The sequence below is a fragment of the Dellaglioa sp. L3N genome, from assembly GCF_054941095.1.
Window position 1 is genome coordinate 1,695,556 of record NZ_CM142928.1, and the last position, 24,171, is coordinate 1,719,726.

Below are 24,171 nucleotides of genomic sequence, written 5' to 3' on the forward strand. Positions count from 1 at the left end.
TAAGGAGAATATTAATTATGAATACAGTAAAAAAAGAATCAAAACATTTTTGGGGATTTGCGGGAGCTCATTTTTCATTTTTCTTAATATGGGCATTAAATGGTAATTTAACTATGTGGTTAGGGCAAGTTGCCCATCTGAATGGTGTTGAAATAGGATTAGTATTTACTTGGATGTCAGCTATTTCATTAGCATTTCAACCAGTATTTGGAATAATTTCCGATAAATTACAATTCAAAAAGACACTATTAATAGCTATTTCTTCTGTTGGTATATTTATTGGTCCATTTATACAATGGCTATTTTTACCACTATTACATCAATCAGTTTTATTGGGAACTATAATCGCTGCAACGCTTTTTGCTTTTGTTTTATCTGCAGGTGTAGCTGTTATTGAACAATATATCGAACGTGCATCAATTGCTAATCATTTTGAATATGGTCACTCTCGTCTAGGAGGCTCTCTAGCTGGAGTTGTTGCAGCACTTGTTGGATCAAGAATGTTTGTTTGGAATCCATATTCAGTTTTCTGGGCAGAATCTGTAATTGCGCTTATTTTAACGCTGTTATATATTTTTTCAACTAAAGTTAATATAGATACCGACAATTCAGATGCTGCTACCACACCAAAAGACAAAATTAGTAAGGCAGATGTTTTTGCTATTTTGAAATCTGTAAATTTCTGGATGCTCTCAATTTTCTTTGTTGGGGCTGCTGCAATTTATGATGTATTTAACCAACAATTCATTTTTTATTTTGAAACATTTTTCAAATCAAATGCCGATGCAATCGTTATGTTAGCAAATATGAGTTCTATTGCTACCGGAATTGAACTAGTTTTAATGATCCCAATGCCTTTCATTATTAAAAAAATAGGTCCAAAAAACGGATTAATTTTATTTGCTGCAATTACTATCATCCGAATTTTCGGATCATCAATGGCAACAAATTGGTATGAATTAGCTGGATTAATCTTGCTATCTGGATTAGAAATGCCTTTACTTTTGATTAGTGTCATGGAATATATCAATGAAGCATTTGACGGTAAAGTTTATGCAACAGTTTATGCTTTAGCATTTAACTTTGCTAAACAAGCATCTTTAGCTATTTTTTCTATGATAGCTGGAAGTTCATACGATACTATTGGATTCAAGCACACTTATATTTGGTTCGCAGCTTTAGTGCTGATTATAACTATACTTACTTTCTTTATATTAGAAAATACTAGAAAACCAGGATATGAAATTAAAAAACTTTAAATTCTAAAGGAGAAAATACAATGACTTATAGTACCCCATTAATATTGCAAAGAGCCGATCCATATATATATAAACATACAGATGGCTATTACTATTTTAGTGCCTCTGTACCAGCTTATGATTTAATTGAATTACGTCGTTCTAAAACAATTGAAGGTTTACAAAATGCAATGCCACGAACAGTATGGCGAAAACACCCTACTGGATCTGGAAAACAAAGTGAACTTATTTGGGCGCCCGAAATTCACTTTATAAATAATAAATGGTACATCTACTATGCAGCCTCTCATACTACGGAATTCGATAAAAACGGTATGTTTCAACACAGAATGTTTTGTATTGAATGTGACGCATCGGACCCCATGATTTCTGAAGATGACTGGACCGAAAAAGGTCAAATTGAAACACCTCTGGACTCTTTTTCCTTAGACGCCACAGTTTTTGAACTTCAAAATAAATTATATTATGTTTGGGCTCAAAAAGATTTTGATATTAAGGGAAATTCTAATTTGTATATTGCTGAAATGTTAAATCCCTGGACTATTAAAGGTACGCCAATTATGCTATCAAAACCAGAATATGACTGGGAAACACGTGTATTTTCAGTTAATGAAGGACCAGCAGTATTGCACAAAAATGGTAAATTATTTATGACTTACTCTGGAAGTGCTACAGATGAAAACTACTGTATGGGTATGCTCGTTGCGAATGATTCTGACGATATTTTGAATGCAGATTCTTGGGTTAAGCAAAAAGAACCAGTATTTGAATCAGACATTGCTAATGGTTTATTTGGACCAGGTCATAATTCATTTACCATTTCAGAAGATAATAAACATGATTTAATGGTCTATCACATTAGAAACTATACTGATATTAAAGGTGATCCGTTATATGATCCAAATAGACATACAATGGTTCAAGAAATAAGTTTTGATAATCGAGGGTATCCTGTATTTGGAAAACCCACTAAATTTGTTCAAAATTAAATACTCTAAAAAATACGTTGTTGATGATAGAATCTTCTATCCATCAATAACGTATTTTTGTTATGAAACATATTCTATAATTAGTCAAACAGAACTTAAGAGGTTAAAAATAACCATTTAACAATAATTAAACCTTTAAATCTCAATAAATATACTCTTTTTTATGTATCTTTCAATATCTATTCATCATTAACCTACCATGATGATTTAGTATCATCCTAACGTTTTCACAATCTAAAAAAATTATTCTTTGCGAAATACTACCTGCTCATTAATTTATGCGAACAAATAAATATATTGACATTTATCCGTATAAGTTTTATTCTTTTATTAAGAAAACGTTTCCAAAAAATTAGGAGGTCTCTATCATGACGATGGAAGCATTTACAAATCCACTTATTATTCAAAGAGCCGATCCATTCATTTACAAACATACGGATGGTTACTACTACTTTACTGCATCAGTACCAGCTTACAATTTAATTGAAATTCGCCGTGCAAAAACAATTGCCGGTTTGGCCCATGCTGCTCCAAGAACAATTTGGTTTAAACATGATGAAGGCGAAATGAGTAAATTAATTTGGGCACCGGAAATCCATTTCATTAACAATAAATGGTATATCTACTTTGCAGCTGCAGCTACAGAAGATATCGTTGATAACCTATTCACGCACAGAATGTACTGTATTGAATGTGATGCAGAAAGCCCAATGAACGATGAAGATTGGGTAGAAAAAGGTCAAGTCGTTACTGACAAAGATACTTTCTGCTTAGATGCAACAACATTCGAACATAACGGAAAATTATATTATGTTTGGGCTCAAAAAGATAATGCTATTCGAGGTAATTCAAACCTCTATATTTCCGAAATGGAAAATCCTTGGACTTTAAAAACAAAGCCATTAATGTTAACAAAACCTGAATACGATTGGGAAACAGTTGGTTTTTGGGTCAATGAAGGTCCTGCTGTCATTGAACGAAATGGTAAAATCTTCATTACTTATTCTGCAAGTGCAACAGATGAAAACTATGCAATGGGTATGATTTCATGCGACTCAGACGCTGATGTCCTTGATATGGCTAATTGGGAAAAATCAAAAGACCCTATTTTCCAAAGTGACTTATCAACTAATCAATTTGGTCCTGGACATAATTCATTTACAGTTTCAGAAGATGGCAAAACAGATATCCTGGTTTACCATTGTCGTGATTATACAGAAATTAAAGGCGACCCACTTTACGATCCAAATCGTCATACCAAAGTTCAAGAATTTTCTTGGACTAAAGATGGTAAACCTTTCTTTGGAAAACCAGTCCCATACAACTACTTATAGACGGAGGATTATAATATGAATAATACATCAACATCACCAAAAGAAAATAAACATTTCTGGACCTTTGGAGGAGGATTCTTCTTCTACTTCTTCGTTTGGGCCATCGTCCTTACCTTCTTACCTATTTGGTTAGAAGAACAAGCTGGTTTAAACACTAGTGAATCAGGTTTCGTTTTCTCAGCAATGGCATTCGTTGCATTAATTTACCAACCATTTTTCGGTATCTTATCCGATAAATTAGTCTTTAAAAAGAATCTATTTGGCACTATCGTTGTTGCTGCAATGTTCATGGGACCTTTCTTCCAATGGGTCTTCATTCCCTTATTAGACATTAATGTTATTTTCGGTGCAATTGTAGCCAGTTTTTATTTGAGTTTTGTCTTTTACGCTGGAGTCGGTGTTATTGAATCTTATATTGAACGCGCAAGTCGTGCTAACGGATTTGAATATGGACGAGCTCGTTTATTCGGCTCAATTGCCGGTGCTACAGCTTCATTAGTGGGTGGTATCATATTCGTTATGAACCCTTACAGTATTTTTTGGTTAGGAACAGTTTCAGCTATCATTTTATTTATTTTAATGTTTACTTTCAAAATTAACACAAATCATTTAGACCGTGTTGTCGGAGAAAATTCAGTTCCATTAACAAAAGAAACCATTTTAAATATCTTCAAAATTAAAAACTTTTGGATGTTATCACTTTTCATTATTGGTTCTGCATGTATGTATGATGTTTTCGATCAACAATTCCCTAACTATTACAAAACGTTTTTCGATTCAGCTTCATACGGCACAACAATGTTCAGTCGGTTAGTATCCTTACAAACTGGTCTTGAAGCTATCGTTATGATTTTCATGCCAGCATTAATCAACAAGATTGGCGCAAAAAAAGGCTTACTTTTGTTTGGTCTTTTGACATTCGTTAGAATTTCAGGGAGTGCAATTGCACCAAATGCCCTTATTTTATCTTTAGTTAGATTGATTGCAGCATTTGAAATGCCATTATTACTTGTATCAATTATGAAATATATCACTGGCGCATTCGATATGCGTCTATCAGCAACGATTTACTTACTCGCATTTAATTTTGCTAAACAGTTATCAATCATGATTTTTTCTACTGTTGCTGGTACAATGTATACATCACTAGGCTACAAAGATTCTTACTTTATTATTGCCGCAATTGTCTTAACAATCACATTATTCTCAGTATTCTCACTGAAGAATGATCATATCTCAGTTCAACGAGAAGCAGCTGCCTATAAAAAACAAAAGGAGTAAACTAATGAAATCTGATAAATTAAAAATTGATCCAGAGGAATTTGCTAAATTAGTTATGCAATCAGAATCATGCTTGCGTGATACACCAGAAGCGACTGCAAAAGCAAATTTAACCTTATTCTTAACTGCAAAAGTCTTAGCAGAACGTTTCAACGATATTGAAGAAGAAGCCTTCAAACCTGACGTTTTAGCAGATTACGATATGACAATTGCACGACTACAAACAATGGCACTTTCATCATTCAGTAGCCATAAATAAAAATAATGGATTAACTACGAGATATCTCATAGTTAATCCATTATTTTTTTATTACCATATTAAGGTAATTTATTACCAGCAGCACGATAAATCTCATACCATTCTTGATGTGTTAATTCAATTTCTGAAGCATCAGCAATTTCAACGATTCGACTTGCATTCATTGTCCCCGCAATCACCTGCATTTTAGCTGGATGACGTAAGATAAATGCCGTCGCAATTCCAGTATTGGTTGTCCCTTTTTCTTTAGCCAAACGGTTTAAGACTTCATTCAATTCGGCAAACTTAGGATTGTCCAAGAATGTCCCCTCAAAAAAGCCGTATTGGAATGGCGACCATGCTTGAATCGTCATTTTTTTGAGACGTGAGTACTCTAAAATACCACCATCACGGTTAATTCCAGCATCATTAACCATATTCACATTGGTTCCCAAATCAATCATCCCAGTATGCATAACGCCAAATTGAAGTTGGTTTACCAACAACTTCATATCTAAAGCTTGTTGTAATAATTCAACTTGTCCTGGATAAAAATTACTAACCCCAAAGTGACGAACCTTACCAGAGACTTGTAATTTTTCAAATACGCGCGCAATTTCTTCAGGTTCCATCAAGGTATCAGGTCTATGTAACAATAAACTATCAATGTATTCTGTATTCAAGCGTTTTAAAATGCCATCTACACTTTTTTCAATATGTTCAGCCGTAAAATTATATTCCACACCTGGCACAATTCCACATTTTGATTGAAGAATAACATCTTCACGAGAAAGCCCAGTTTCAGCAAATCCTGCTGAAAAAACTTCTTCAGCTTTCCCTGCACCATAAATATCGGCGTGATCAAAGAAATTAATTCCATGGTCAACTGATGTTTGAATCATTTCTGCTGCTTGTCTGGTCGATAATTCTGGCATGCGCATGCAGCCTAATCCGACAGATGAAACTTGAAGATCACTACCACCCAAATTAATCATTTTCATTTTATTGCCCCTTTTCATATGTTGCTTCAATTTTATCAGTTACACTTATAAAGCGCTATCAATAACCATTGTAAAATATATTACGTCTACAGTATATTTTACATAAAGCAAAACACAATACTAATTATTAAATATAATGATTAGTATTGTGTTTTTAATATTATTTTATTTTTTTAACTTTATTCAACGTTGTCGTCACAATAAAACTGAGGACCAATATTCCTAAAAGCATCGTAAATGTTTGTCCGTATGCTAATACTACATGATTTTTTATTGTATCCGCCGTCGCTATTTTAGTCTCACTAACTAAATTTTGACTCAATACATTAGTTAACCAAACAACTGCTAGGGAATTAATAATTTGCATTGCTGAATTAATTAAAGGTGTTAGTCTCGAAACAACAGCCTTTGGTGCAGAACTAAGATTATAAGTACTAATCTGCATCATTGTCATTCCTTGTCCTAACCCTAAAATAACAATCGTGATTAACAATGTTGTTGTATTCGTTTGTAATGTTAGTTGTGCTAAACGAATAATCCCGACAAACATTAAACTAATACCAGGTAAAGCAGCAGCCCTAACTCCCCAACGATCAAATAATTGCCCACCTATAAACATCCCTACAAAAGAAGCCAACGCCTGTGGTGCAATCATTTCACCGGCATGTAAAGGAGAAAATCCTTTAGCTGTTTGTAGGAAAAGTGGAATTAATAAAGTTGCCCCAAATAATACGATTTGATTTAACCAACTAACTAAAATTCCCCTTCTAAAACGATCTGCCTTAAATGCACTTAACGCCATTAAAGGATGTTCCTGTTTTAGCTCAACATAGACAAACGATATTAATAAAATGATCCCAATTAATAATATCGATGATGTTGTCCAATCTGTTAAAGCATAGTCTCCTAAACGATGAACGCCGTAGATTAACGTCACAAAGGCTAATGGTGATAATATTGCTCCTAAAATATCTAACCGCTCATCTTTAATCAATGCTCGCTTAGGTAAGTATCTCAGAACACAAATTGCTGCAACAATACCAATTGGTAAATTAATATAGAAAATTGCATGCCAGCTGGCGTAGCTCAATAACCATCCAGCTAAAACTGGTCCTGCAATTGGTGCAATTACCATTGGTAAGCCCAATAATGCCATTAACGAACCACGTTTATCGGCTGGTACTAATTTCCAAGATTCTGCCATACCAATTGGTCCAACTAAACCACCTGCCATACCTTGCAAGCAACGAAATACAATCAACATTTCAATTGAATTTGACATTGAACAAAGAACGGAGAAGATAGTGAACCAAAGGATTGCAAGAAAGATAACGCGCCTTGCACCAAATCGATCAGATAACCATCCAGCTATTGGTGTAATAGCTGCTAAAGCAAGTGTATAACCTGTTACAGACCACTGTACTGTACTAAGTTGCGTTGAAAAAACGTGTTGTAATGATGGGATTGCCACATTCATAATTGTTGTATCCATCATTACTAACAACATCGCCAGAGCAACTGTTAATATTGCTGGTAAAACTGCCTTTAAAGAAAATTCTTTTGTTTCTACTTTTGCTTTCAAAATTTAAAACTCCTTTCTAGAACATCGTTCTATAGCAATCACTCTAACACCGTTCTAGAAAGAAGTAAACCTTTCTTCATAAAAATAATTCGATTAATTATCATAAATATGCTTAAATCACTTTAAAATACTGCCTTTTTATCTAGTAATTAAATAAAAAAAATCATCCGTTAGCTAAACTAACAGATGATTTCGATTTAATTATTTTGTTGTTGATCTAACCCCGCTATGATTGTTTGTAAACTCCAAGTTAAGGCTGCTTCTGTCCCCATTTGTTGGAACAACCCCTTCTGATAGAGTCTTTTTAAGATTGTAATCTGTGAGCCTATTTGTTTATTTATCGCCAATTTTCCAATTGGCATTTGTGTTACATTTATTTTTTGAACTAAAAAATCACGTTCAAATGCTAAAATATAATTCAATAAAATTGAAATAGCATTAAATTTTTCACCATCACTCAATTTAAGGTCATCAATTACGACAAGAAGTTGTTCAGTTACCAACCAATAGTTATCGGTATCTGGCGGTAAACTAAGCATTAATTCTGCCGAATAAGGCCTTTTTCTCAATTCTTGCGCTAAGATAATACCATCTTGAAGTAATCGTTCTTGCCAAGTTCCATTCTTTTTAAATCTTTTTCCAGCAGAACCTGCTACCTCATTTATCAATTCATTAAAAATAGCATTTTTATTTTCAAAATGCCAATATAATGTTGATACCGATAAATCCACCTTTTTAGCCAACTTGCGCATAGAAAAAGTGTTAATCCCATCTTCTGCCAACAATTCCCAGGATGCTTGCACAATTTGTTCTTGATTTACTGAATCTGCCATAATCATTCACCTCTATATTATATAAATACTATCAGTTTAGTAATCACCTACATTATGTATTTTTTAGCTAATATATAACTTAATTTCCGCTGGCTTAGTCTCACTAATCATATCTCCGTTATGTACTGACAACGTAACAGCAGCACGCGTATTCAACGCATCATAAAAATTATCACTAGCCATAATCACAAAACTAGCTGGTTTACCAACTTCAATACCATAATGATCCATAAGATGCATCGCTTTAGCACCATTAGTTGTTACGAATCTATACGAATTCATAATTTGACTATAACCCATAATTTGCGTGGCATGTAACCCCATATGTAAGGCGTCCAACATATTTCCGTCTCCCATTGGATACCAAGGATCTTTAATATCATCCTCACCAAAAGCTACATTTAAACCATTTTCATCCAACTCTTTAACCCGTGTTAATCCACGACGTTTTGGATATGTATCAAAACGGCCACCTAAAAACATATTTACTAATGGATTCGCAATAAAGTTCATTTCTGACATTTTTAATAAGTGCATTAATTTGTATAAATAAGCATCATTATATGACCCCATTGCCGTGGTATGCGAAGCGGTCACTTTGTCTTTCATCCCTGTTTCTAATGCCAATGTCGCAACTGTTTCTAGGCTACGAGAACTGGGATCATCAATTTCATCTGTATGTGCATCAAACAATAAGTTATATTTTTGTGCTAATTCAAAGGCAAAATGAAGGGATTCTACTGCATATTCACGATTAAATTCAAAATGAGGAATCGCCCCAATTGCATCTACTCCTAACTCAGCAGCTTCCGTCATTAATTCTTTACCATTTGGAAATGATAAAATACCTTCTTGTGGGAAAGCAACCAACTGTAATTCCATCCAAGATTTCACTTCTTCACGAACTTCAATTAAAGCTTTCAAAGCCACTAATTGTGGATCAGTTACATCAACATGCGAACGGACGAACTGAACGCCGTGAGCTGCCTGCATTTTCAATGCTTTAATCGCACGTTCTTTCACATCTTCACGAGTTAACGTTTTTTTACGCTCAGACCAAATACGAATACCATCAAATAAGGTTCCAGATTCATTCCATTCCGGTTCTCCGGCTGTCAAAGTTGAATCCAAATGAACATGCGGATCAACAAATGGTGGTAACATCAATTGATTGGTTGCATCAATAACTTGTTCGTCAGAATTAGGTTGTAAATTCAATCCAATTTCAGTGAATATTCCACCTTCTACGCGAACATCCTGTAATTTTGCTTCATTTTCAATATGTACTTGCTTAATTAACATCGTTATCACTCCTCATTAAATTCTTTATCATCCAAATTGTACATGACTCACACCTATTTTAATATTTATTTAGTCAAATAAAAAAGAATTAATCCTAAGAGCCACTTAGAATTAATCCTTTAAATTTTGTTATTAGTTTTTTTCTGATTCTAATTTAGCTGATTCTTCTTCGATAAATTTAAAACCTGATTGTTTTTTTTCAGCTTGTGGATGTTTAGCACGTTCGTCCATTGCTTTTTGAGCCATTGCTTTGCGTTGTTCTTTACTCAACTTTGCCATTGCTATCGCCTCTTTTGATTTGGACAGTTAAATGTCTTTTAACTTCACTCTTAATTATAGTCCTCTTTCAGCAAAGTGGCACAAATTAAATAAATTTTATTAACAAATTGACATCACATTTTTAAAAATAACTTCAACTCTAACAGGGTACACTCGTCATGTTAAAAATAATAGCCTACGATTTATCTACAACATGTCCTCCAAAACCATGACGCATTGCAGCAACAACTTTACCTGTAAAATTCGCATCAACGTTTCTCATCGATTCGTAGCGCATCATCACTGACAATGCAATAACTGGCGTTGGAACTTTGCTATCAAGTGCTTCTTGTAACGTCCACTGCCCTTCACCTGATGAATGCATGCGTCCAAGCAGTTCGTCTAGATGTGCATCGTCAGAAAATGCATCTTCTACAAGTTCCATTAACCAACTGCGAATAACTGACCCATGATTCCATAATTTAGCTACGGCTTCATTATCATAATCATATTGGCCACTCTCAAGAACGTCAAATCCTTCGCCAATTGCTTGCATCATTCCATATTCAATCCCATTATGCACCATTTTCAAGTAATGACCAGAACCTGCTGCCCCAGTATAAAGATAACCATCTTTTTCAGAAATCAATTTAAAAATTGGATCAAGATATCGATTAAATGCATCCGCATCATCCCCACCAATCATGAAGTTTCCACCATTACGAGCGCCTGATTGACCTCCTGATGTCCCGCAATCAAAAAATTTCATTCCGGCTTCCGTCACGATTTTATTATGTCTAAGTGAATCTTTAAAATTTGAATTACCGCCATCAACAATTAAATCATCCTTGCTAAGCAGTCCCGTCAATTTGACGATAGTCGCATCTGTTGGTGCACCAGCTGGCAACAACAACCATGTAATCTTAGTAGAACCTAATTTAGAAACAAAGTCTTCAAGACTTGAAGCTGAAATTGCACCCGCATCTTCCGCAGCCTTTACGTTTTCAGTTGCTAAGTCGAATCCAACAACCTCTATTCCATTATCAAGCATATTCTTTGTTAAGCTTAACCCCATCTTACCAAGTCCAATCATTCCAACACGCATATTAATAATCCTTCTTTCAGTTATTTTCTATTTTAAATTAAATTTTTTATTAACTTACAAATAATATTATTATTCACATCATAAACACACTTTCCTCACGTTTGATTGAGGAATTTAGATGTGTCTGCTGAAGTCTATAGTCTAACCCAAAAATAATCTGCCATTATTTAAATTTTAACTAATCACTACTTTATAAGTCTTGTTGAAAATCCATTGGTGTATACAGTTTTAATAACTTGCTAAATATGAATTGTGCAATAAATCCAGCAACAATCGGTATAATTAGCCACGCAAAAATTCCAATTAACGGACTAATAAAATGGTTCATAACTGACGAAGGAACTGTAGAATCTTTAACTATTGATTGAATGGGCGAAACTAATCCGATAAAACCAAATCCCGCAGTAGTTGGTGTCCCCTGAATGTTAAATAACGCAACAGGAATACTTGATATAGCGGCTGATAATAAAAATGGTAACATCGTAACCGGCTTTGCAAATACTGAAGGCATCATTCCCTTCATCGCCCCCAAAGCAATTCCAACAGTAACTCCCGTTTTATTAACTTTCCACGAATTAATTAATAAAACGATTGTTGTTGCGACAACACCCATGGCAGCGGCCCCAGAACCAATACCCGACAAACTAATTGCCAAAGCAATTCCAACCGTTGAAACTGGTGTAATAATAATAATTGAAAATGCCATAGCAATTAATATTGACATTGGAACAGGCGCAAACTTTGTAAACACCTCAACTAATTGACCAATCCACGCCGTAACGTCACCAACATAAGGCGCAATTACTTTACCAAGTAGACCAACGCCGCCACCCACAAAAATTGGACTTAGAATAATCGCGACTGATCCAAATCCTTTTAAATAATGGGCAACTAACCAAACAGTTACAACAGCAATAGATGCAACAATCATCGCATTAATGACATCGCCTGATCCAGAAGCAATATAAGTATTCATGGGCACCACAGAGTTTACTCCCGTCACCGGATTTTCCCATCCGACAGGTGCAACTGCCCATTTAATTGAGCCTGATGACACCATTGTAGCAATTGCAACAACCCCAACATCTAAAATTTTCATTTTAAATTGTAAGGCAACAGCCATACCAATTAAAAAGGGAATTAACGATGTAAATAGCGTTAAAATAGCACTTAAATCTGTTCCAAATGCTGTTGTACCCAACCCTGAGTACTGAATAATGTATTTCATAACAGCCGATGGCAAAACACCAATCAAGATTCCCTGCGCAGAACCAGATAAAACTTTAAAAAAGAAATCTTTCAAATGTAAATCGGTTTGGCCATTAAAAGCAACTGGTGCACTTTCTTTTGCCATACGTACATATTCTGTATCTTTTTTCTCTTCAATTTTATTGGACATACTGTTTTACCTCTTCCAAATTTTAAACCCTGATATCCCCATAACCTTTCTACACTTGTTCAAAATAATTAAAAAAATTTATTAAATATGTTTCTAAATCAAAAGTAAGTTAAATTTTTAACGATATTTTTGTCCGTACATTTAACACACGGGCAATATTAATTCTATTATTTTATCTATCGTTATTGTTTATTGGGCATATTCCTTACATGCTATAACAAATAAACAATAACATCTATTGAAAACGCTGTCAAAAATATTGTCCGATGCCGCTAATTATAACTTATCGTTATATTAGTTAATCATCCCAAGAGGGCTGTGCCCTAAATCTCTGAATTAAAACTTGCGATAAATTTCCAATCCTATAAACGATTAAAATGATATTGGAAATTTCTATTAAAACTAATGGGCAGATTAAATTTTAACAAAAAAAGAAACCTGTTATTAAAAAACAGATTTAGATCGGCATTATCATTAGTTTCAAGATCGCCCATTCGTTGTTTGAGTAATTGTTTGTAATCGCTAATTTCACTATCAACAATCTGCTTAGCTAAATCATATTTGTCTAAATAGTGCTTATAAAAGATCCCTTTTCCAATATCCGCTTTATTTGCTACGTATTCTTAAATATAAGACTTCACTTTATTCCTTAACTAGTTTAAATTTTTCTACCTCTTTGCCGTAACTCGCTTCATTACGCCATCAAGTATAATATTTAATTGAACCAAAAATTGAGATTCAATCGACATTTCTGGCATTTTAAAAATACTTGGTATATCAACCATCTCAACCGGCGATGCGGTGTTGGAAAATAGATATTCGTCCGCTACAAAGGATAAAATAAAATTATTGATCATATTTCCAATCATAGCTGATTCTTCACCGGTACCTAATCGCTCCAAAATCGTTAAGAACATGGCTATCATTTGCATTCTGACTGGTGTCATTGGACTTGTTTCCGTAAAAATTTTCCATGAATCTCTGATTTTCTTCAATTCATCCCTAAGAACTAATGAAAATGATGCCATACTATCGTTTTCATCAACACGTGCCAATACTTTCTTTGAAATTTCTTCAGAAATCAGCTCCAAAATATCCTGTTTATTTTGAACATGATTATACAAAGCTGGTGCTTTAACATCCAATCTGGTTGCAATAGAACGCATTGAAACAGATTCTAGGCCTTTTTCATGCAAAATTTCAATAGCTGATTCTACAATTAATACTTTAGTTAATTTCATATCTGCCTCCATAAATTAATGCTGTTAATTAATTATAACACCATTACAGCTAAATAATTGACACAATTAATTAACAGTGTTAATATAAAATCCATAAGTTAACACTGTTAATTAGAAAGGATAATTTCATGACAATGCCTATCGCTTTGGTTATTATGACTGCGCTTATTTGCATCACAACTTTTATTACACTTGTGACATTAAAAGGAATGGATATGAAGTAGGAATTAAAATAAGCGTAAAAAAATATGTTGTTGGTAGAGAAACCTATCAACAACATATTTTTTACGTTATTAAATTTACTGAAAATCGTATTCAATAAGACCCGAATAACCGCTTCCTACTTATTTTTTCTACCCTTCAATTGTGCAAGTTGCCCTTTGAATTCATCGCGGAATGTTCCAATATTTGAATCAACTTCCGTAACAACCGTATAATCAGCCCGCTCGCCATGTTCGCCAAAGTCCAATCCTTGTTTTTCCTCTTTTCCAGAAACACGCATTGGCACAATGGCTTTTAGAATCACTGCAATCACAATCACCATAATTGAAACGAAACCAATTGTCAGTACAGTTGCAATTAACTGCGTCCCAAATAACTTAAAGCCACCACCATAAAATAATCCGTTGTTAGTCACGGCCGAATTAACTGATTTAGTCGCAAAAAGTCCAGTTGCAATGCTACCAATAATGCCACTTAACCCGTGAGCACCAAAAGCGTCTAACGTATCATCAACACCTAATTTTATTTTAAGATAATTAATAAAGAAGTAACTGGCACACGTTCCAATAATCCCAATAGAAAATGCACCTGCCACAGTAACATACCCACAAGCTGGTGTTATCGCAACCAATCCACACAAAGTTCCAGTACAGACACCAACCAACGTCGGTTTACCCGTTCTAAAAACATCAATCATCATGTACGAAATCATCCCTGAGGCCGCAGCAACCGTAGTGGTCATTGTCGCTTGAATCGCAACATTGGAAATACCAAACGCACTTCCAGCATTGAATCCATACCAACCAATCCAGAGAATAGTTGTTCCTAATAAAACCCAAGGTAAATTATAATGTTCTGGTTCTTTATATTCGGCACGTTTACCCAGAAAAATCGAGAGAATAAGAGCTGTAATCCCCGCATTTATATGTACAACAGTTCCACCCGCAAAATCAAGCGTACCCATTTTGGCAAGAATGCCATTTGCACTCCAAACCATATGAACCATAGGATAATAAACTAAAATTGACCAAAAGATAATGAATAGAAATAAAAATTTAAATTTTATCCGTCCAACAACGGCTCCAACAAATAGAGCAGGTGTAATCACAGCAAACATCATCTCAAAAACGGCAAATAACCCATCCGGAATCTTCGTTGTCGTCATAGACATCTTTGTCATGCTAAAATTTCGGAGAAAGAATTGGTGCAAATCACCAAACATTCCAAAATGATCACCATGGAAAGCGAGGCTATACCCACAGAAAATCCAAAGTAGAATAGCTAAACCAGTAATAAAAAAAACTGAAAGCATTGTATTGACAACATTACGCTTTGATACGAGTCCACCATAGAAAAACGCCAACCCAGGCGTCATAAACAATACCAAGATACTTGCTAAAACTAAAAATGATGTATTTGCTTCGTTCAAATGCGTCCTCTCCCCTACCTTTAAAGTAACAACTACTTCTTATGTCATAAAACATAACATCAAGAACTCATATCGTCAAGTAGTTCAGATGAAATGGTCTTAAAATTTGGTTATTCGTCACTTAAATCCAAATTTTCTACTCAAGCGTGTCATATTTTTTATCATTTAATCAATATAAATAGAAAAAGGTCTCAGATAACTAGAATTAACGTTATCTAAGACCTTATTTATTTCAAAAATTTATTATTTTGTTGGAATAGTTGGTGTTGCTCTAAAAGCATTTACAGTTTTAATATCTAAAAAAGTACCACTACTAGCGTAGCGTTCACTTCAAATTTGCTTGTTTCTATTTTTTAAGATTATCTGCCAAAAAGTTTACAATATCTGGTTTCACAGCTTCTAAATAGCCCTTAGCGTGTTCAGATCCTACCATGAATCTAGTTGTTACAGGCACATTCAATTGCGTTAAACGTTCCGCAAATTTTAGCACGCCACTGTTTGGAACAAATTCATTTAACGAATTAGCTAAAAACACAGGCCCTGTTTTTTCAGTAATTTTGTGGTAAGGTGTCGCAATACTTGCTAACGATAAATCACCATTCAAATAATTTAAACTAAACCATTTGTAAAAAGGATCATTGGCACCATCTTGATTAATACCAGCTGTTTTTTGTAGTTCATCCAAATCTTGCGTTTGATTTTGAGCAGCAACAACACTTTGGTGTAATTGTAACCATTCATCAAAATCTAAAATACCAGATAATGAAATAGCTGGAAATCCATATTTGATACCCATTTCAACTGACATATTACCACCAGCTGAAGACCCTAAAACGGCCACATTATCAGACAAACCTTGTTTAGTTAGCCAGTTCATCAACTGATCCATATCTTCTAAAGGTGCTGGATAAGTATTGTCTGGTCCGATTCGATAATTAGGCGCGACCACTAAGTACCCTTCTTCGCCAAGAAAATGGCCAAGGTCAGTCTCTGTCTTTTTATCCCCACGGAACCAACCGCCGCCATGAATATCAATAACCGTCCCAACGATAGGTCTATCATCAGGTTCATACATATCAAGCGTCAATTCGGCTTTATCGCCATATCTAATATCATTTTTAACTTTAATCATTAGTCATCAGCTCCTAATTTTTGAATGATTAAAATTTGAGCCAATAAATCATTCTTTGCCTTTTCATAATTATCTAAATCTTTTTGAGTCGTGAATTTTGAATAAAACGCATCTAAGCCGTTTGCCGCAAATTCATACTCGAATCCATAAAGACGGTCATAGGCATCTGTAAACTTAGCTAATGTTGGATGTTGTTTTCCCGACAACTGTAATGCCATTTGAATAGCGCGAAAATCAGTATAAGCTAGTTCAAATTGAACCGCCCAAGCCCGCATAAAATCGTGTTTAGCAATAATATGTAAATAATGATGCTCTGCCGTCCACTGTAATTTATCTAACGAATCTTTGACATCTATCATATTAGAATCCCCCTATTAACCTATCATTTTTAACGCATATACAGTGTAACTAAAAATTGATTTTATGACCAATAATTTGACTTTATTTAGTAAAAAAATAACCCTTCATTTATTTATTAATTTAAAAAATACCGACCAAGTAACCAGGTTAATCCAAACCCTGTCTACTTAATCAGCATTTTATTTTAATATAGAAAATCCACTCTTATTACGCGGGAATACCGTCAATAAAGCTTTCTACTTCTACTCTTGTTTTGCGTTCTTTATTGACTAATCGTCCTGTTTCTTTCCCATTTTCATAAGCAATAAAACTTGGAATACCGAAAATGCCTAAATCCATAGCTAAATCTATATTCTCATCTCGATCTACACCTAAGAATGTATATTCTGGATATGCTGCTTCAATATTAGCCATTTCAGGTTTAATAAAAGCACAATCTGGACACCATGTCGCAGAAAAGAAGAGCATATATTTACCATCTTTAAGTTGATCCATCAATTCTTTTTCATTCGTTACTTTTTCGATACTTTTCATTTTTATTACCTCCTGCTAACTTACTTTAAGTAAGTATACATCAAATTAACCCATTTACAATCATAATATGCTCATTAATAATCGTTATCTCCGATTAATTTAGTTTTTTTATTCCCAAGATATAAACTAAACGCAGAATATAACAACACAACGATGACAATCCATTGAATAACACTGGTATTAATGCTTTTTACCAAAAATACGGCAATTAAAACACCGATAATTCCGAAAACAGAAAATAACGTTATTTTTCTTGAATATTGATCTAATTTAATAAATTGCATACTTCCAATTGGCAAAGAAAATGCGCATCCACCCATCATAATTGGAAATGCAGCAATTGGATCCATGCCCATCGCATAAACAGTTGCCATCGTTAAGGAAAATGACCCAATGCCAATATTATTTAAGGCGCCATAAACAAATAATAAAAATCCAGTCACCACTAGTTTCCACCCAAATAGTTCCGTGGCAGTCCCATTCGCAGTAATTAACCCAACTTTACCTGCAATAATCAGCATTGTTGCCACAAGTAATCCAACAATCACAAATGATCTAATAGTCCTTTCAGGTAACTTAACAACAAATCTTGGCCCAATATAAGCGCCCATTACCTGGCAAATGATACAAACAAGCAACGTTTTAATACCAACGCTAATACTTGTAATATAAGCCAACGACATAACAAAGATAGGAATAACATCCTGCGCATTTAAGGTTCCCGGCAGCTTTTTCATAGAAACCCAATTAGCTTTTGGAAATATGGCCGTTGATATCGCAAAATCAGATATGCCAAACGTTGAAAAGAAAAAAATGACAATTTGTGTTATCGGCGTCCAGATTGAACTTGCTGGTTCTTTCATAACATCTGATTTATGTTTGATTAAATCTCGTACAAAAAAATAAATAAATGTAAAATTAACACTAATAATTGCTGCAATCAATATTTTTTGCATGCTTAAATCTCCTTGTTCAATTTACTCATAAAAAACATTCATTATATCGAATACTTCATTTTATACTATATAATTAGTATTTTAAAGATTAAACCAAATATGAGAAAATGTTATTAAATAACCAAAACAAATGAAAAGACTAACCTCTAATAATAAATAGAGATTAGTCTTTTCATTTATAAGGATTAGTTAGACACTTCAAGTACAGTTTTTAGAGATTTTCTCCATTTGTTTCAATTACATTTTTATACCAAACAAATGAATCTTTTTTATAACGTTTCATTGACCCATTACCTTCGTTATCACGATCAACATAAATCATGCCATAACGTTTTTTCATCTCTCCAGTTGTAAATGATACTAAATCAATCACTCCCCACGGCGTATAGCCCAAAACTTCTACACCATCATAATCGACTGCTTTTTCAATAGCCTGAATATGTTCTTTTATATAATTTACACGTTCAGGATCATGAATTTTATGATTCTCTTCAAGCTTATCAATTGCGCCAAACCCATTTTCAACAATAAATAATGGTAGTTGATAACGATCATACAATCTATTCAATGTATAGCGTAATCCGTCTGGATCAATTGCCCAGCCCCAATCGCTAGATTTAATATAAGGATTAGGAACTCCATTTGGTAAACCACCATTTACAACATCTCCCAAGTGATCTGCCTCAGCATCTGCTTTAACAACTGTTGACATATAGTAACTAAAACCTAGATAATCAACCGTTCCTTTTTTCAATATCTCCATATCACCTTCTTGAATTCCAACATCATAATGATGACGTTCGAACTCTTTTAGTGCATAACGTGGATACTCTCCCCGAACATGAACATCTGGAAAAAAGAAACGCTGATGCATTGCCTCTTCAGCAGCCATAATATCTTCTGGGTCACATGAATAAGGATAAATTGGCACGTGCGAGACCATACATCCAATTTCAAAATTAGGGTTAATTTTTTTACCAACGATAACAGCCTTAGCGCTGGCTAAAAGTTCATTATGTGCAACACGATACATAATTTCTTTTGGATTTTCACCGTCATTCACAATAACTCCGGAATTCGTCCACAAAAATATGGGATTATTTGTATCCATTTGATTATTTATTTCATTAAATGTCATCCAATATTTCACTTTAGATTGATAACGTTTAAAGCAGACTGATGCAAACTTTTCAAAAAAATCAATTAATTTACGATTTCTAAATCCACCATATTCTTTAGCTAAATGAAGTGGCATTTCAAAGTGTGACAAAGTAATGACAGGCTGAATCCCCTTTTTTAATAACTCATCAAAAACGTCATCATAAAATTGTAATCCAGCTTCATTTGGTTCACTCTCATCGCCCATTGGGAAAATGCGTGACCACGCAATAGATGTCCGTAAGCACTTCAATCCCATTTCAGAAAATAATTGAATATCTTCCTTGTAATGATGATAAAAATCAATTGCTTCATGGTTCGGATAAAATTTATCTGCTTCTACAGTTTCTGTAATTTCACGTGGAACACCGTTTGCTCCCGCCGTCATTACATCAATTACACTTGGTCCTTTTCCATCAGCATCCCAGCCGCCTTCAAATTGATGAGCAGCTAACGCACCACCCCATAAAAAATCTTTCGGTAATTTCGCCATAGTTATTTTTCTCCTTTTGGAATTAATTCCATAATTGGTTCTCCATGATGAATTTCATTTTGCGTATATGCGATAACGTCTTCATAGTCATCTGAATTAGTCACAATCACAGGTGTCACAACTGAATAACCTGCTTCTTTTATTTTATCTTGATCAAATTCAACAAGTAGATCACCCATTTTCACATGATCCTGATTTTGAACTTGCGTTGAAAAATATTTCCCTTTTAATTCAACTGTATCCATTCCAATATGAATTAAAACTTCCACACCATCAACAGACTTCAACCCAATAGCATGTTGGGTTTCTGTTGTCATAACAACCTGACCGTCAAATGGTGCATAGATTTTATTGTCAGTTGGGTCGATAGCAACGCCTTTACCCATTGCGCCAGAAGCAAAAACTTGATCTTTTACCTCCGATAACGCCATTACTGTCCCAGTTGTAGGGCTATTAACAACACCTGGTGCATTAATTACTGGGGCACTCATAACTGGTGCTACCTTAGCTGGTGCATCATCTAATTGTGCTTCCATAGTTGCTACTTCACTAACTGTTTCACCTGTTCCAAATATTTGAACTAGCATTACTGAACCTATAATAGCAACACTACATCCAATAACCATCCCGATAAATGAACTTGGAATTTTAGGACTAATTGCATTCACAATTGTTAGTAAACTTGGTAGTCCAGCATAAGCAAAGTAATTCGAATTAAAGAAACTTGTAATTAATGCACCGACAGCCCCTGAAATACAACCAAAAATAAATGGCTTTTTAAATCTTAAGGTAACACCATAAATTGCTGGTTCTGTAATCCCAAATAATCCTGTAATAAATGCTGAAAGCGAAATATTTTTTAATTCTTTATTTTTAGATTTAATAAATACACCTAAAACGGCACCAACTTGCGCAACAACAGCAATTGTTTGAAATGCTTGAAATGAATCCATGCCATACATTTTAAAGTTAGCCATGACCATCGGTGTAACTCCCCAATGGATACCAAAGATAACAAGAACTTCCCAGAAACCACCAATGATAACGCCTGCTAAAGGTGGTGCAACTGCAACTAAATAGTTATAACCTTTTGCAATACCTTCAGCTCCAAGAGAAGAAAGTGGTCCAATAATTAGAATTGTTAACGGAACCATAATTAATAAACATAATAATGGAACAACAAGCTCTTTAACAATTTCAGGGACTTTTTTATTTAAAAATCGTTCAAGATAAGAAAGAATCCAAACTAAAAATAGTGGTGGCAATACAGATGACGTATAAACTGTTTGAGATAATGGAATCCCCATAAAATTAATACTTGTACCACTTGCAATAGTTCCAGCCATCTCTGCCCACGTGGGACTGACTAATGCTGCACAACATGCAACAGCAATTAGACTGTTTGTTTTAAAATGTTTAGACGCCGTTATAGCAATAAATATTGGTAAAAATGTAAATGGAGCCCATGAAATAAAACTCAGAACTTGGTATGTACCACTTTTAGGAAAACTTGGCATTGCTAAAGTAATTAAAATTAAGATTCCTTGAATAATACCTGCTGCTGCTAATATATAAACAAAGGGTGCAAAAACAGCAGACATCGTTGCAATAATTCGATTCATTATACTCATTTTGGGAGCTTCTACTTCTTCCACTCCAGAAGAGTCAATCATTGCTGAAAAAGCGTCATAAACTTCCCCCACATGTGGTCCAATAACCACTTGGAATTGTCCACCACTTTCAACAACAGTAATAACACCCGCCATTGCTGATATTTTTTCTTTAGCGTCTGCTGGAACTTCATGTAATACCAATCGCAACCGGGTTGCACAATGTGTTGCTCCAGCTAAATTTGTTTCACCACCAACTGCTTCTAAAATATCTGTCGCTAATTTCGTATAATCTCTAACCTTACTTGCCATATTTTTTCCTCCTCAGATAAAAGCACACTACTGCTAAATAAAAAATTATGTATCCCCTTACAAATATTTGTATATGTACATATTAATTGTACGTGTACACTTTGTCAACAAGTTTTTGTAACCCTTTTCACACGGATGTACAAGAACGTGGCATTGTTATACAATAAGGCCTATAGAATTTTAATGGAGGAATCGCATGTTAAAGTATCAAGAAGTTGCTGACCAAATCGAATTAGCAATTAAACATAAAAAATTAAATCAAGGAACGCGACTACCTAGTCTAAATGAATTAATAGCTCAATATGCAGTCAGTAAGACTACTCTTATAAAAGCTCTCACAACTTTAGAAGATAAAGGAATCATTTATCAAGTTCAAGGTAGTGGCACTTTCGTTCGTCGTCAGAAAAGAGAAGGCTACATTGCCCTAATGACAAACATGGGTTTCACGAAAGATTTAAAAAATAGTAAATTATCTACAAAAGTAATTGATTTAAAAATTGAAACCCCCAATGCTAAAGTAGCTAGGGAATTAAATTGTGCTCCGGATGAAAAAGTCTATTTTATAAAAAGAATTCGTTACATTGATAATCATGTTCTCTGTATTGAACAATCATACTACCGAAAAAAAATAGTTTCTTACCTCAATCGAGAAATTATTAGTGATTCTATTTTTAATTATCTAACAGAAGTTCTAAAGTTAAAAATAGGTTTCTCCGATAAGTACCTGCAAACAGATACACTTAAAGAAACAGAAGCACAACTTCTTGAGCTACCAAAAAATTCGCCAGGGTTCTATATCGATGAACTCTTTTATACAGTAAATGGTGAACCATTTGACCTTTCTCAAACTATTTATAATTATAAACATGCTAATTTTTTCATTCAAAGTGGACAAAAATAGATTTTTAACATAACTCATACTAAAAATAAAACTTAGAATAATCACTTATTTTTGTGATTACTCTAAGTTTTATTTTATTTTGCTTCTATAACTTTAATATTTTCATTGATTTTTTGTTCAACTTTGCGATGTTTCGATGAGACTCCTTCAGCAAAGAACAAGACACTGCCAATAGCTAATACATAAGTTAATCCAACTGTTGCACTATTCCAGAATGAGGCACCGTAGTAGAGAATGCTGCGAGCACCATCATATAAGAAGCGCATTGGCAACCAAGGAAGAACCCAATCTTGATAAAACTGAGGGACTAACGGTTGTGCCATCGCCAATAAAGGAATTGAGAAGAATAGTAAGAGCACGAATACAATAACCCCTGGAAAACCAATCCACGTAAGTACTCCTGAAAATAACATGATAAAAGCAAAACTCGTAAACGATAAAAATGACGCAATTGTTATAAAATGCGTAAAATTAAAGCCTAGAATCCAAGTGGCATAAGTAGCAGTTGCGAATCCAGTTAAGACTGCAAGCGTAATTGCTGAAATAATAAAAGATGATTTATATGAAAATTTATGCTTCATCGATTTAAATTCTAGTGCATCTCCAGCGTAGAATAACAACAAACTGATAACCATGCTGGCAATCCAGATGGGCTGAAAGAAAGAACTATTTGCTGCCGATAAGCCAGAAGTTGAATGTCTAACAATTGTTTTTACCGTAATGGGGTGATTCAATTTCAAGGCAGTTGCGGCAGGAACACTACTATTATTTTTTACCATATTGGTTAAAATTCCAGCTGAAATACCCCCACCCATTTTTGTGATAATTGTTGATAACGTTGACCCTACTGTTGTTGATAATGTTGCATTTTTTGCTTCATTTGTCATGACGGTGATACTTGCAGCTTTTTTTGAAGTTGGATCAGCTAATTTTCCAATCGCCAACGAGAAATCTTTTGGAATGACAATAGCAGCATAGTAATGTTGCTTGTCCATTGCTTTGTTAAGCTTTTTTTCACTCTTAACAACATGCCAATCCAATGTTTTATTTTTACTACTAGTTAAATTTTGTACAATTTTATTACCTTGGTTACCATTATCTTCGTTAACAATGGCGACAGGAACATCCTTGAGTTCTGATTTAACAGACGGAATTTGCATCACAACCATAATGAATGTAAGTAAAACTGAAACTAAAATAGCAAAGCCAAAAAATTTATTTTTAAACATAATTTTATTCCTT

22 protein-coding genes are annotated in these 24,171 nt (G+C 34.3%); 6 read left to right on the top strand and 16 right to left on the bottom strand.

The genetic code is table 11. From position 1 onward, the window contains the following. Positions 1–17: 17 nt before the first annotated feature. The 5 genes from ACVPPR_RS08735 (at position 18) to ACVPPR_RS08755 (ending at position 5,122) form a co-directional block, all read left to right on the top strand. Positions 18–1,259 (top strand): oligosaccharide MFS transporter, encoded by a 1,242-nt coding sequence (locus ACVPPR_RS08735; protein ID WP_462298013.1) that lies wholly within the window; start codon positions 18–20, stop codon positions 1,257–1,259. A gap of 20 nt (positions 1,260–1,279) precedes the next feature. After that, positions 1,280–2,248: a glycoside hydrolase family 43 protein gene (locus ACVPPR_RS08740; protein ID WP_462304180.1), complete on the top strand. Its 969-nt coding sequence runs from the start codon at positions 1,280–1,282 to the stop codon at positions 2,246–2,248. Positions 2,249–2,622: 374 nt separating this feature from the next. Next, on the top strand, positions 2,623–3,582 hold the full coding sequence (locus ACVPPR_RS08745; RefSeq protein WP_462304822.1) for a glycoside hydrolase family 43 protein: 960 nt from the start codon (positions 2,623–2,625) through the stop codon (positions 3,580–3,582). A gap of 15 nt (positions 3,583–3,597) precedes the next feature. Beyond that, a complete protein-coding gene (locus ACVPPR_RS08750) occupies positions 3,598–4,863 on the top strand; it encodes an oligosaccharide MFS transporter (RefSeq protein ID WP_462298011.1) in 1,266 nt (421 codons plus the stop codon). Positions 4,864–4,867: 4 nt separating this feature from the next. Next, on the top strand, positions 4,868–5,122 hold the full coding sequence (locus ACVPPR_RS08755) for a hypothetical protein (protein ID WP_462298009.1): 255 nt from the start codon (positions 4,868–4,870) through the stop codon (positions 5,120–5,122). A gap of 59 nt (positions 5,123–5,181) precedes the next feature. Here ACVPPR_RS08755 and ACVPPR_RS08760 read toward each other — a convergent pair whose 3' ends face one another. The 15 genes from ACVPPR_RS08760 to ACVPPR_RS08830 all read right to left on the bottom strand — a co-directional run bounded on the left by ACVPPR_RS08760 (position 5,182) and on the right by ACVPPR_RS08830 (position 22,028). Then, on the bottom strand, positions 5,182–6,102 hold the full coding sequence (locus ACVPPR_RS08760) for an aldo/keto reductase (RefSeq protein WP_462304181.1): 921 nt from the start codon (positions 6,100–6,102) through the stop codon (positions 5,182–5,184). A 160-nt stretch (positions 6,103–6,262) separates the two neighbouring features. Then, the gene (locus ACVPPR_RS08765; protein ID WP_462304182.1) at positions 6,263–7,684 is read right to left on the bottom strand and encodes an MDR family MFS transporter; all 1,422 of its coding nucleotides are present in this window, start codon (positions 7,682–7,684) and stop codon (positions 6,263–6,265) included. 197 nt (positions 7,685–7,881) lie between these two features. Continuing rightward, positions 7,882–8,517, bottom strand: a complete 636-nt coding sequence (locus tag ACVPPR_RS08770; RefSeq protein WP_462304183.1) for a TetR family transcriptional regulator — start codon at positions 8,515–8,517, stop codon at positions 7,882–7,884. Positions 8,518–8,580: 63 nt separating this feature from the next. Then, positions 8,581–9,819 (bottom strand): cytosine deaminase, encoded by a 1,239-nt coding sequence (gene codA, locus ACVPPR_RS08775; RefSeq protein WP_462304184.1) that lies wholly within the window; start codon positions 9,817–9,819, stop codon positions 8,581–8,583. Positions 9,820–9,951: 132 nt separating this feature from the next. Beyond that, positions 9,952–10,098 (bottom strand): hypothetical protein, encoded by a 147-nt coding sequence (locus ACVPPR_RS08780; RefSeq protein WP_169787607.1) that lies wholly within the window; start codon positions 10,096–10,098, stop codon positions 9,952–9,954. Between the two features lie 175 nt (positions 10,099–10,273). After that, the gene (gene gnd / locus ACVPPR_RS08785; protein WP_462304185.1) at positions 10,274–11,182 is read right to left on the bottom strand and encodes a phosphogluconate dehydrogenase (NAD(+)-dependent, decarboxylating); all 909 of its coding nucleotides are present in this window, start codon (positions 11,180–11,182) and stop codon (positions 10,274–10,276) included. A gap of 190 nt (positions 11,183–11,372) precedes the next feature. After that, on the bottom strand, positions 11,373–12,581 hold the full coding sequence (locus tag ACVPPR_RS08790) for a PTS sugar transporter subunit IIC (protein ID WP_462304186.1): 1,209 nt from the start codon (positions 12,579–12,581) through the stop codon (positions 11,373–11,375). A 668-nt stretch (positions 12,582–13,249) separates the two neighbouring features. Then, on the bottom strand, positions 13,250–13,822 hold the full coding sequence (locus ACVPPR_RS08795; RefSeq protein ID WP_462304187.1) for a TetR/AcrR family transcriptional regulator: 573 nt from the start codon (positions 13,820–13,822) through the stop codon (positions 13,250–13,252). Between the two features lie 340 nt (positions 13,823–14,162). Beyond that, positions 14,163–15,473 (bottom strand): ammonium transporter, encoded by a 1,311-nt coding sequence (locus ACVPPR_RS08800; RefSeq protein ID WP_462304188.1) that lies wholly within the window; start codon positions 15,471–15,473, stop codon positions 14,163–14,165. 346 nt (positions 15,474–15,819) lie between these two features. Then, entirely contained in the window at positions 15,820–16,605 is a 786-nt protein-coding gene (locus tag ACVPPR_RS08805) for an alpha/beta hydrolase (protein WP_462304189.1), read from the bottom strand. After that, positions 16,605–16,964, bottom strand: coding sequence for a hypothetical protein (locus tag ACVPPR_RS08810; protein WP_462304190.1), 360 nt, complete (start codon positions 16,962–16,964; stop codon positions 16,605–16,607). Before ACVPPR_RS08810 ends, ACVPPR_RS08805 begins: the two co-directional genes overlap by 1 nt. Before the next feature lie 208 nt (positions 16,965–17,172). Further along, the gene (locus ACVPPR_RS08815; RefSeq protein WP_462304191.1) at positions 17,173–17,499 is read right to left on the bottom strand and encodes a thioredoxin family protein; all 327 of its coding nucleotides are present in this window, start codon (positions 17,497–17,499) and stop codon (positions 17,173–17,175) included. Between the two features lie 74 nt (positions 17,500–17,573). Next, complete coding sequence (locus ACVPPR_RS08820) at positions 17,574–18,455, bottom strand: sulfite exporter TauE/SafE family protein (RefSeq protein ID WP_462297985.1); 882 nt, start codon at positions 18,453–18,455, stop codon at positions 17,574–17,576. Between the two features lie 211 nt (positions 18,456–18,666). Beyond that, positions 18,667–20,106: a 6-phospho-beta-glucosidase gene (locus ACVPPR_RS08825; protein WP_462304192.1), complete on the bottom strand. Its 1,440-nt coding sequence runs from the start codon at positions 20,104–20,106 to the stop codon at positions 18,667–18,669. Between the two features lie 2 nt (positions 20,107–20,108). Continuing rightward, positions 20,109–22,028 (bottom strand): beta-glucoside-specific PTS transporter subunit IIABC, encoded by a 1,920-nt coding sequence (locus ACVPPR_RS08830; RefSeq protein WP_462297981.1) that lies wholly within the window; start codon positions 22,026–22,028, stop codon positions 20,109–20,111. A gap of 196 nt (positions 22,029–22,224) precedes the next feature. On the opposite strand from ACVPPR_RS08830, the gene ACVPPR_RS08835 reads away from it, so the two are divergent. Next, positions 22,225–22,929, top strand: coding sequence for a GntR family transcriptional regulator (locus ACVPPR_RS08835; protein ID WP_462304193.1), 705 nt, complete (start codon positions 22,225–22,227; stop codon positions 22,927–22,929). A 74-nt stretch (positions 22,930–23,003) separates the two neighbouring features. Here ACVPPR_RS08835 and ACVPPR_RS08840 read toward each other — a convergent pair whose 3' ends face one another. Beyond that, positions 23,004–24,158 carry a YhgE/Pip domain-containing protein gene (locus tag ACVPPR_RS08840; protein WP_462304194.1) on the bottom strand — a complete coding sequence of 385 codons (1,155 nt, stop codon included), beginning with the start codon at positions 24,156–24,158 and terminating at the stop codon, positions 23,004–23,006. Positions 24,159–24,171: the final 13 nt, after the last annotated feature.

Bases quoted from the DNA above. Each gene is read 5' to 3' on its own strand.
- ACVPPR_RS08735 (WP_462298013.1), top strand. From the start codon at position 18: ATGAATACAGTAAAAAAAGAATCAAAACATTTTTGGGGATTTGCGGGA.
- ACVPPR_RS08740 (WP_462304180.1), top strand. From the start codon at position 1,280: ATGACTTATAGTACCCCATTAATATTGCAAAGAGCCGATCCATATATA.
- ACVPPR_RS08745 (WP_462304822.1), top strand. From the start codon at position 2,623: ATGGAAGCATTTACAAATCCACTTATTATTCAAAGAGCCGATCCATTC.
- ACVPPR_RS08750 (WP_462298011.1), top strand. From the start codon at position 3,598: ATGAATAATACATCAACATCACCAAAAGAAAATAAACATTTCTGGACC.
- ACVPPR_RS08755 (WP_462298009.1), top strand. From the start codon at position 4,868: ATGAAATCTGATAAATTAAAAATTGATCCAGAGGAATTTGCTAAATTA.
- ACVPPR_RS08760 (WP_462304181.1), bottom strand. From the start codon at position 6,102: ATGAAAATGATTAATTTGGGTGGTAGTGATCTTCAAGTTTCATCTGTC.
- ACVPPR_RS08770 (WP_462304183.1), bottom strand. From the start codon at position 8,517: ATGGCAGATTCAGTAAATCAAGAACAAATTGTGCAAGCATCCTGGGAA.
- codA (WP_462304184.1), bottom strand. From the start codon at position 9,819: ATGTTAATTAAGCAAGTACATATTGAAAATGAAGCAAAATTACAGGAT.
- ACVPPR_RS08780 (WP_169787607.1), bottom strand. From the start codon at position 10,098: ATGGCAAAGTTGAGTAAAGAACAACGCAAAGCAATGGCTCAAAAAGCA.
- gnd (WP_462304185.1), bottom strand. From the start codon at position 11,182: ATGCGTGTTGGAATGATTGGACTTGGTAAGATGGGGTTAAGCTTAACA.
- ACVPPR_RS08790 (WP_462304186.1), bottom strand. From the start codon at position 12,581: ATGTCCAATAAAATTGAAGAGAAAAAAGATACAGAATATGTACGTATG.
- ACVPPR_RS08795 (WP_462304187.1), bottom strand. From the start codon at position 13,822: ATGAAATTAACTAAAGTATTAATTGTAGAATCAGCTATTGAAATTTTG.
- ACVPPR_RS08805 (WP_462304189.1), bottom strand. From the start codon at position 16,605: ATGATTAAAGTTAAAAATGATATTAGATATGGCGATAAAGCCGAATTG.
- ACVPPR_RS08810 (WP_462304190.1), bottom strand. From the start codon at position 16,964: ATGATAGATGTCAAAGATTCGTTAGATAAATTACAGTGGACGGCAGAG.
- ACVPPR_RS08815 (WP_462304191.1), bottom strand. From the start codon at position 17,499: ATGAAAAGTATCGAAAAAGTAACGAATGAAAAAGAATTGATGGATCAA.
- ACVPPR_RS08820 (WP_462297985.1), bottom strand. From the start codon at position 18,455: ATGCAAAAAATATTGATTGCAGCAATTATTAGTGTTAATTTTACATTT.
- ACVPPR_RS08825 (WP_462304192.1), bottom strand. From the start codon at position 20,106: ATGGCGAAATTACCGAAAGATTTTTTATGGGGTGGTGCGTTAGCTGCT.
- ACVPPR_RS08830 (WP_462297981.1), bottom strand. From the start codon at position 22,028: ATGGCAAGTAAGGTTAGAGATTATACGAAATTAGCGACAGATATTTTA.
- ACVPPR_RS08835 (WP_462304193.1), top strand. From the start codon at position 22,225: ATGTTAAAGTATCAAGAAGTTGCTGACCAAATCGAATTAGCAATTAAA.
- ACVPPR_RS08840 (WP_462304194.1), bottom strand. From the start codon at position 24,158: ATGTTTAAAAATAAATTTTTTGGCTTTGCTATTTTAGTTTCAGTTTTA.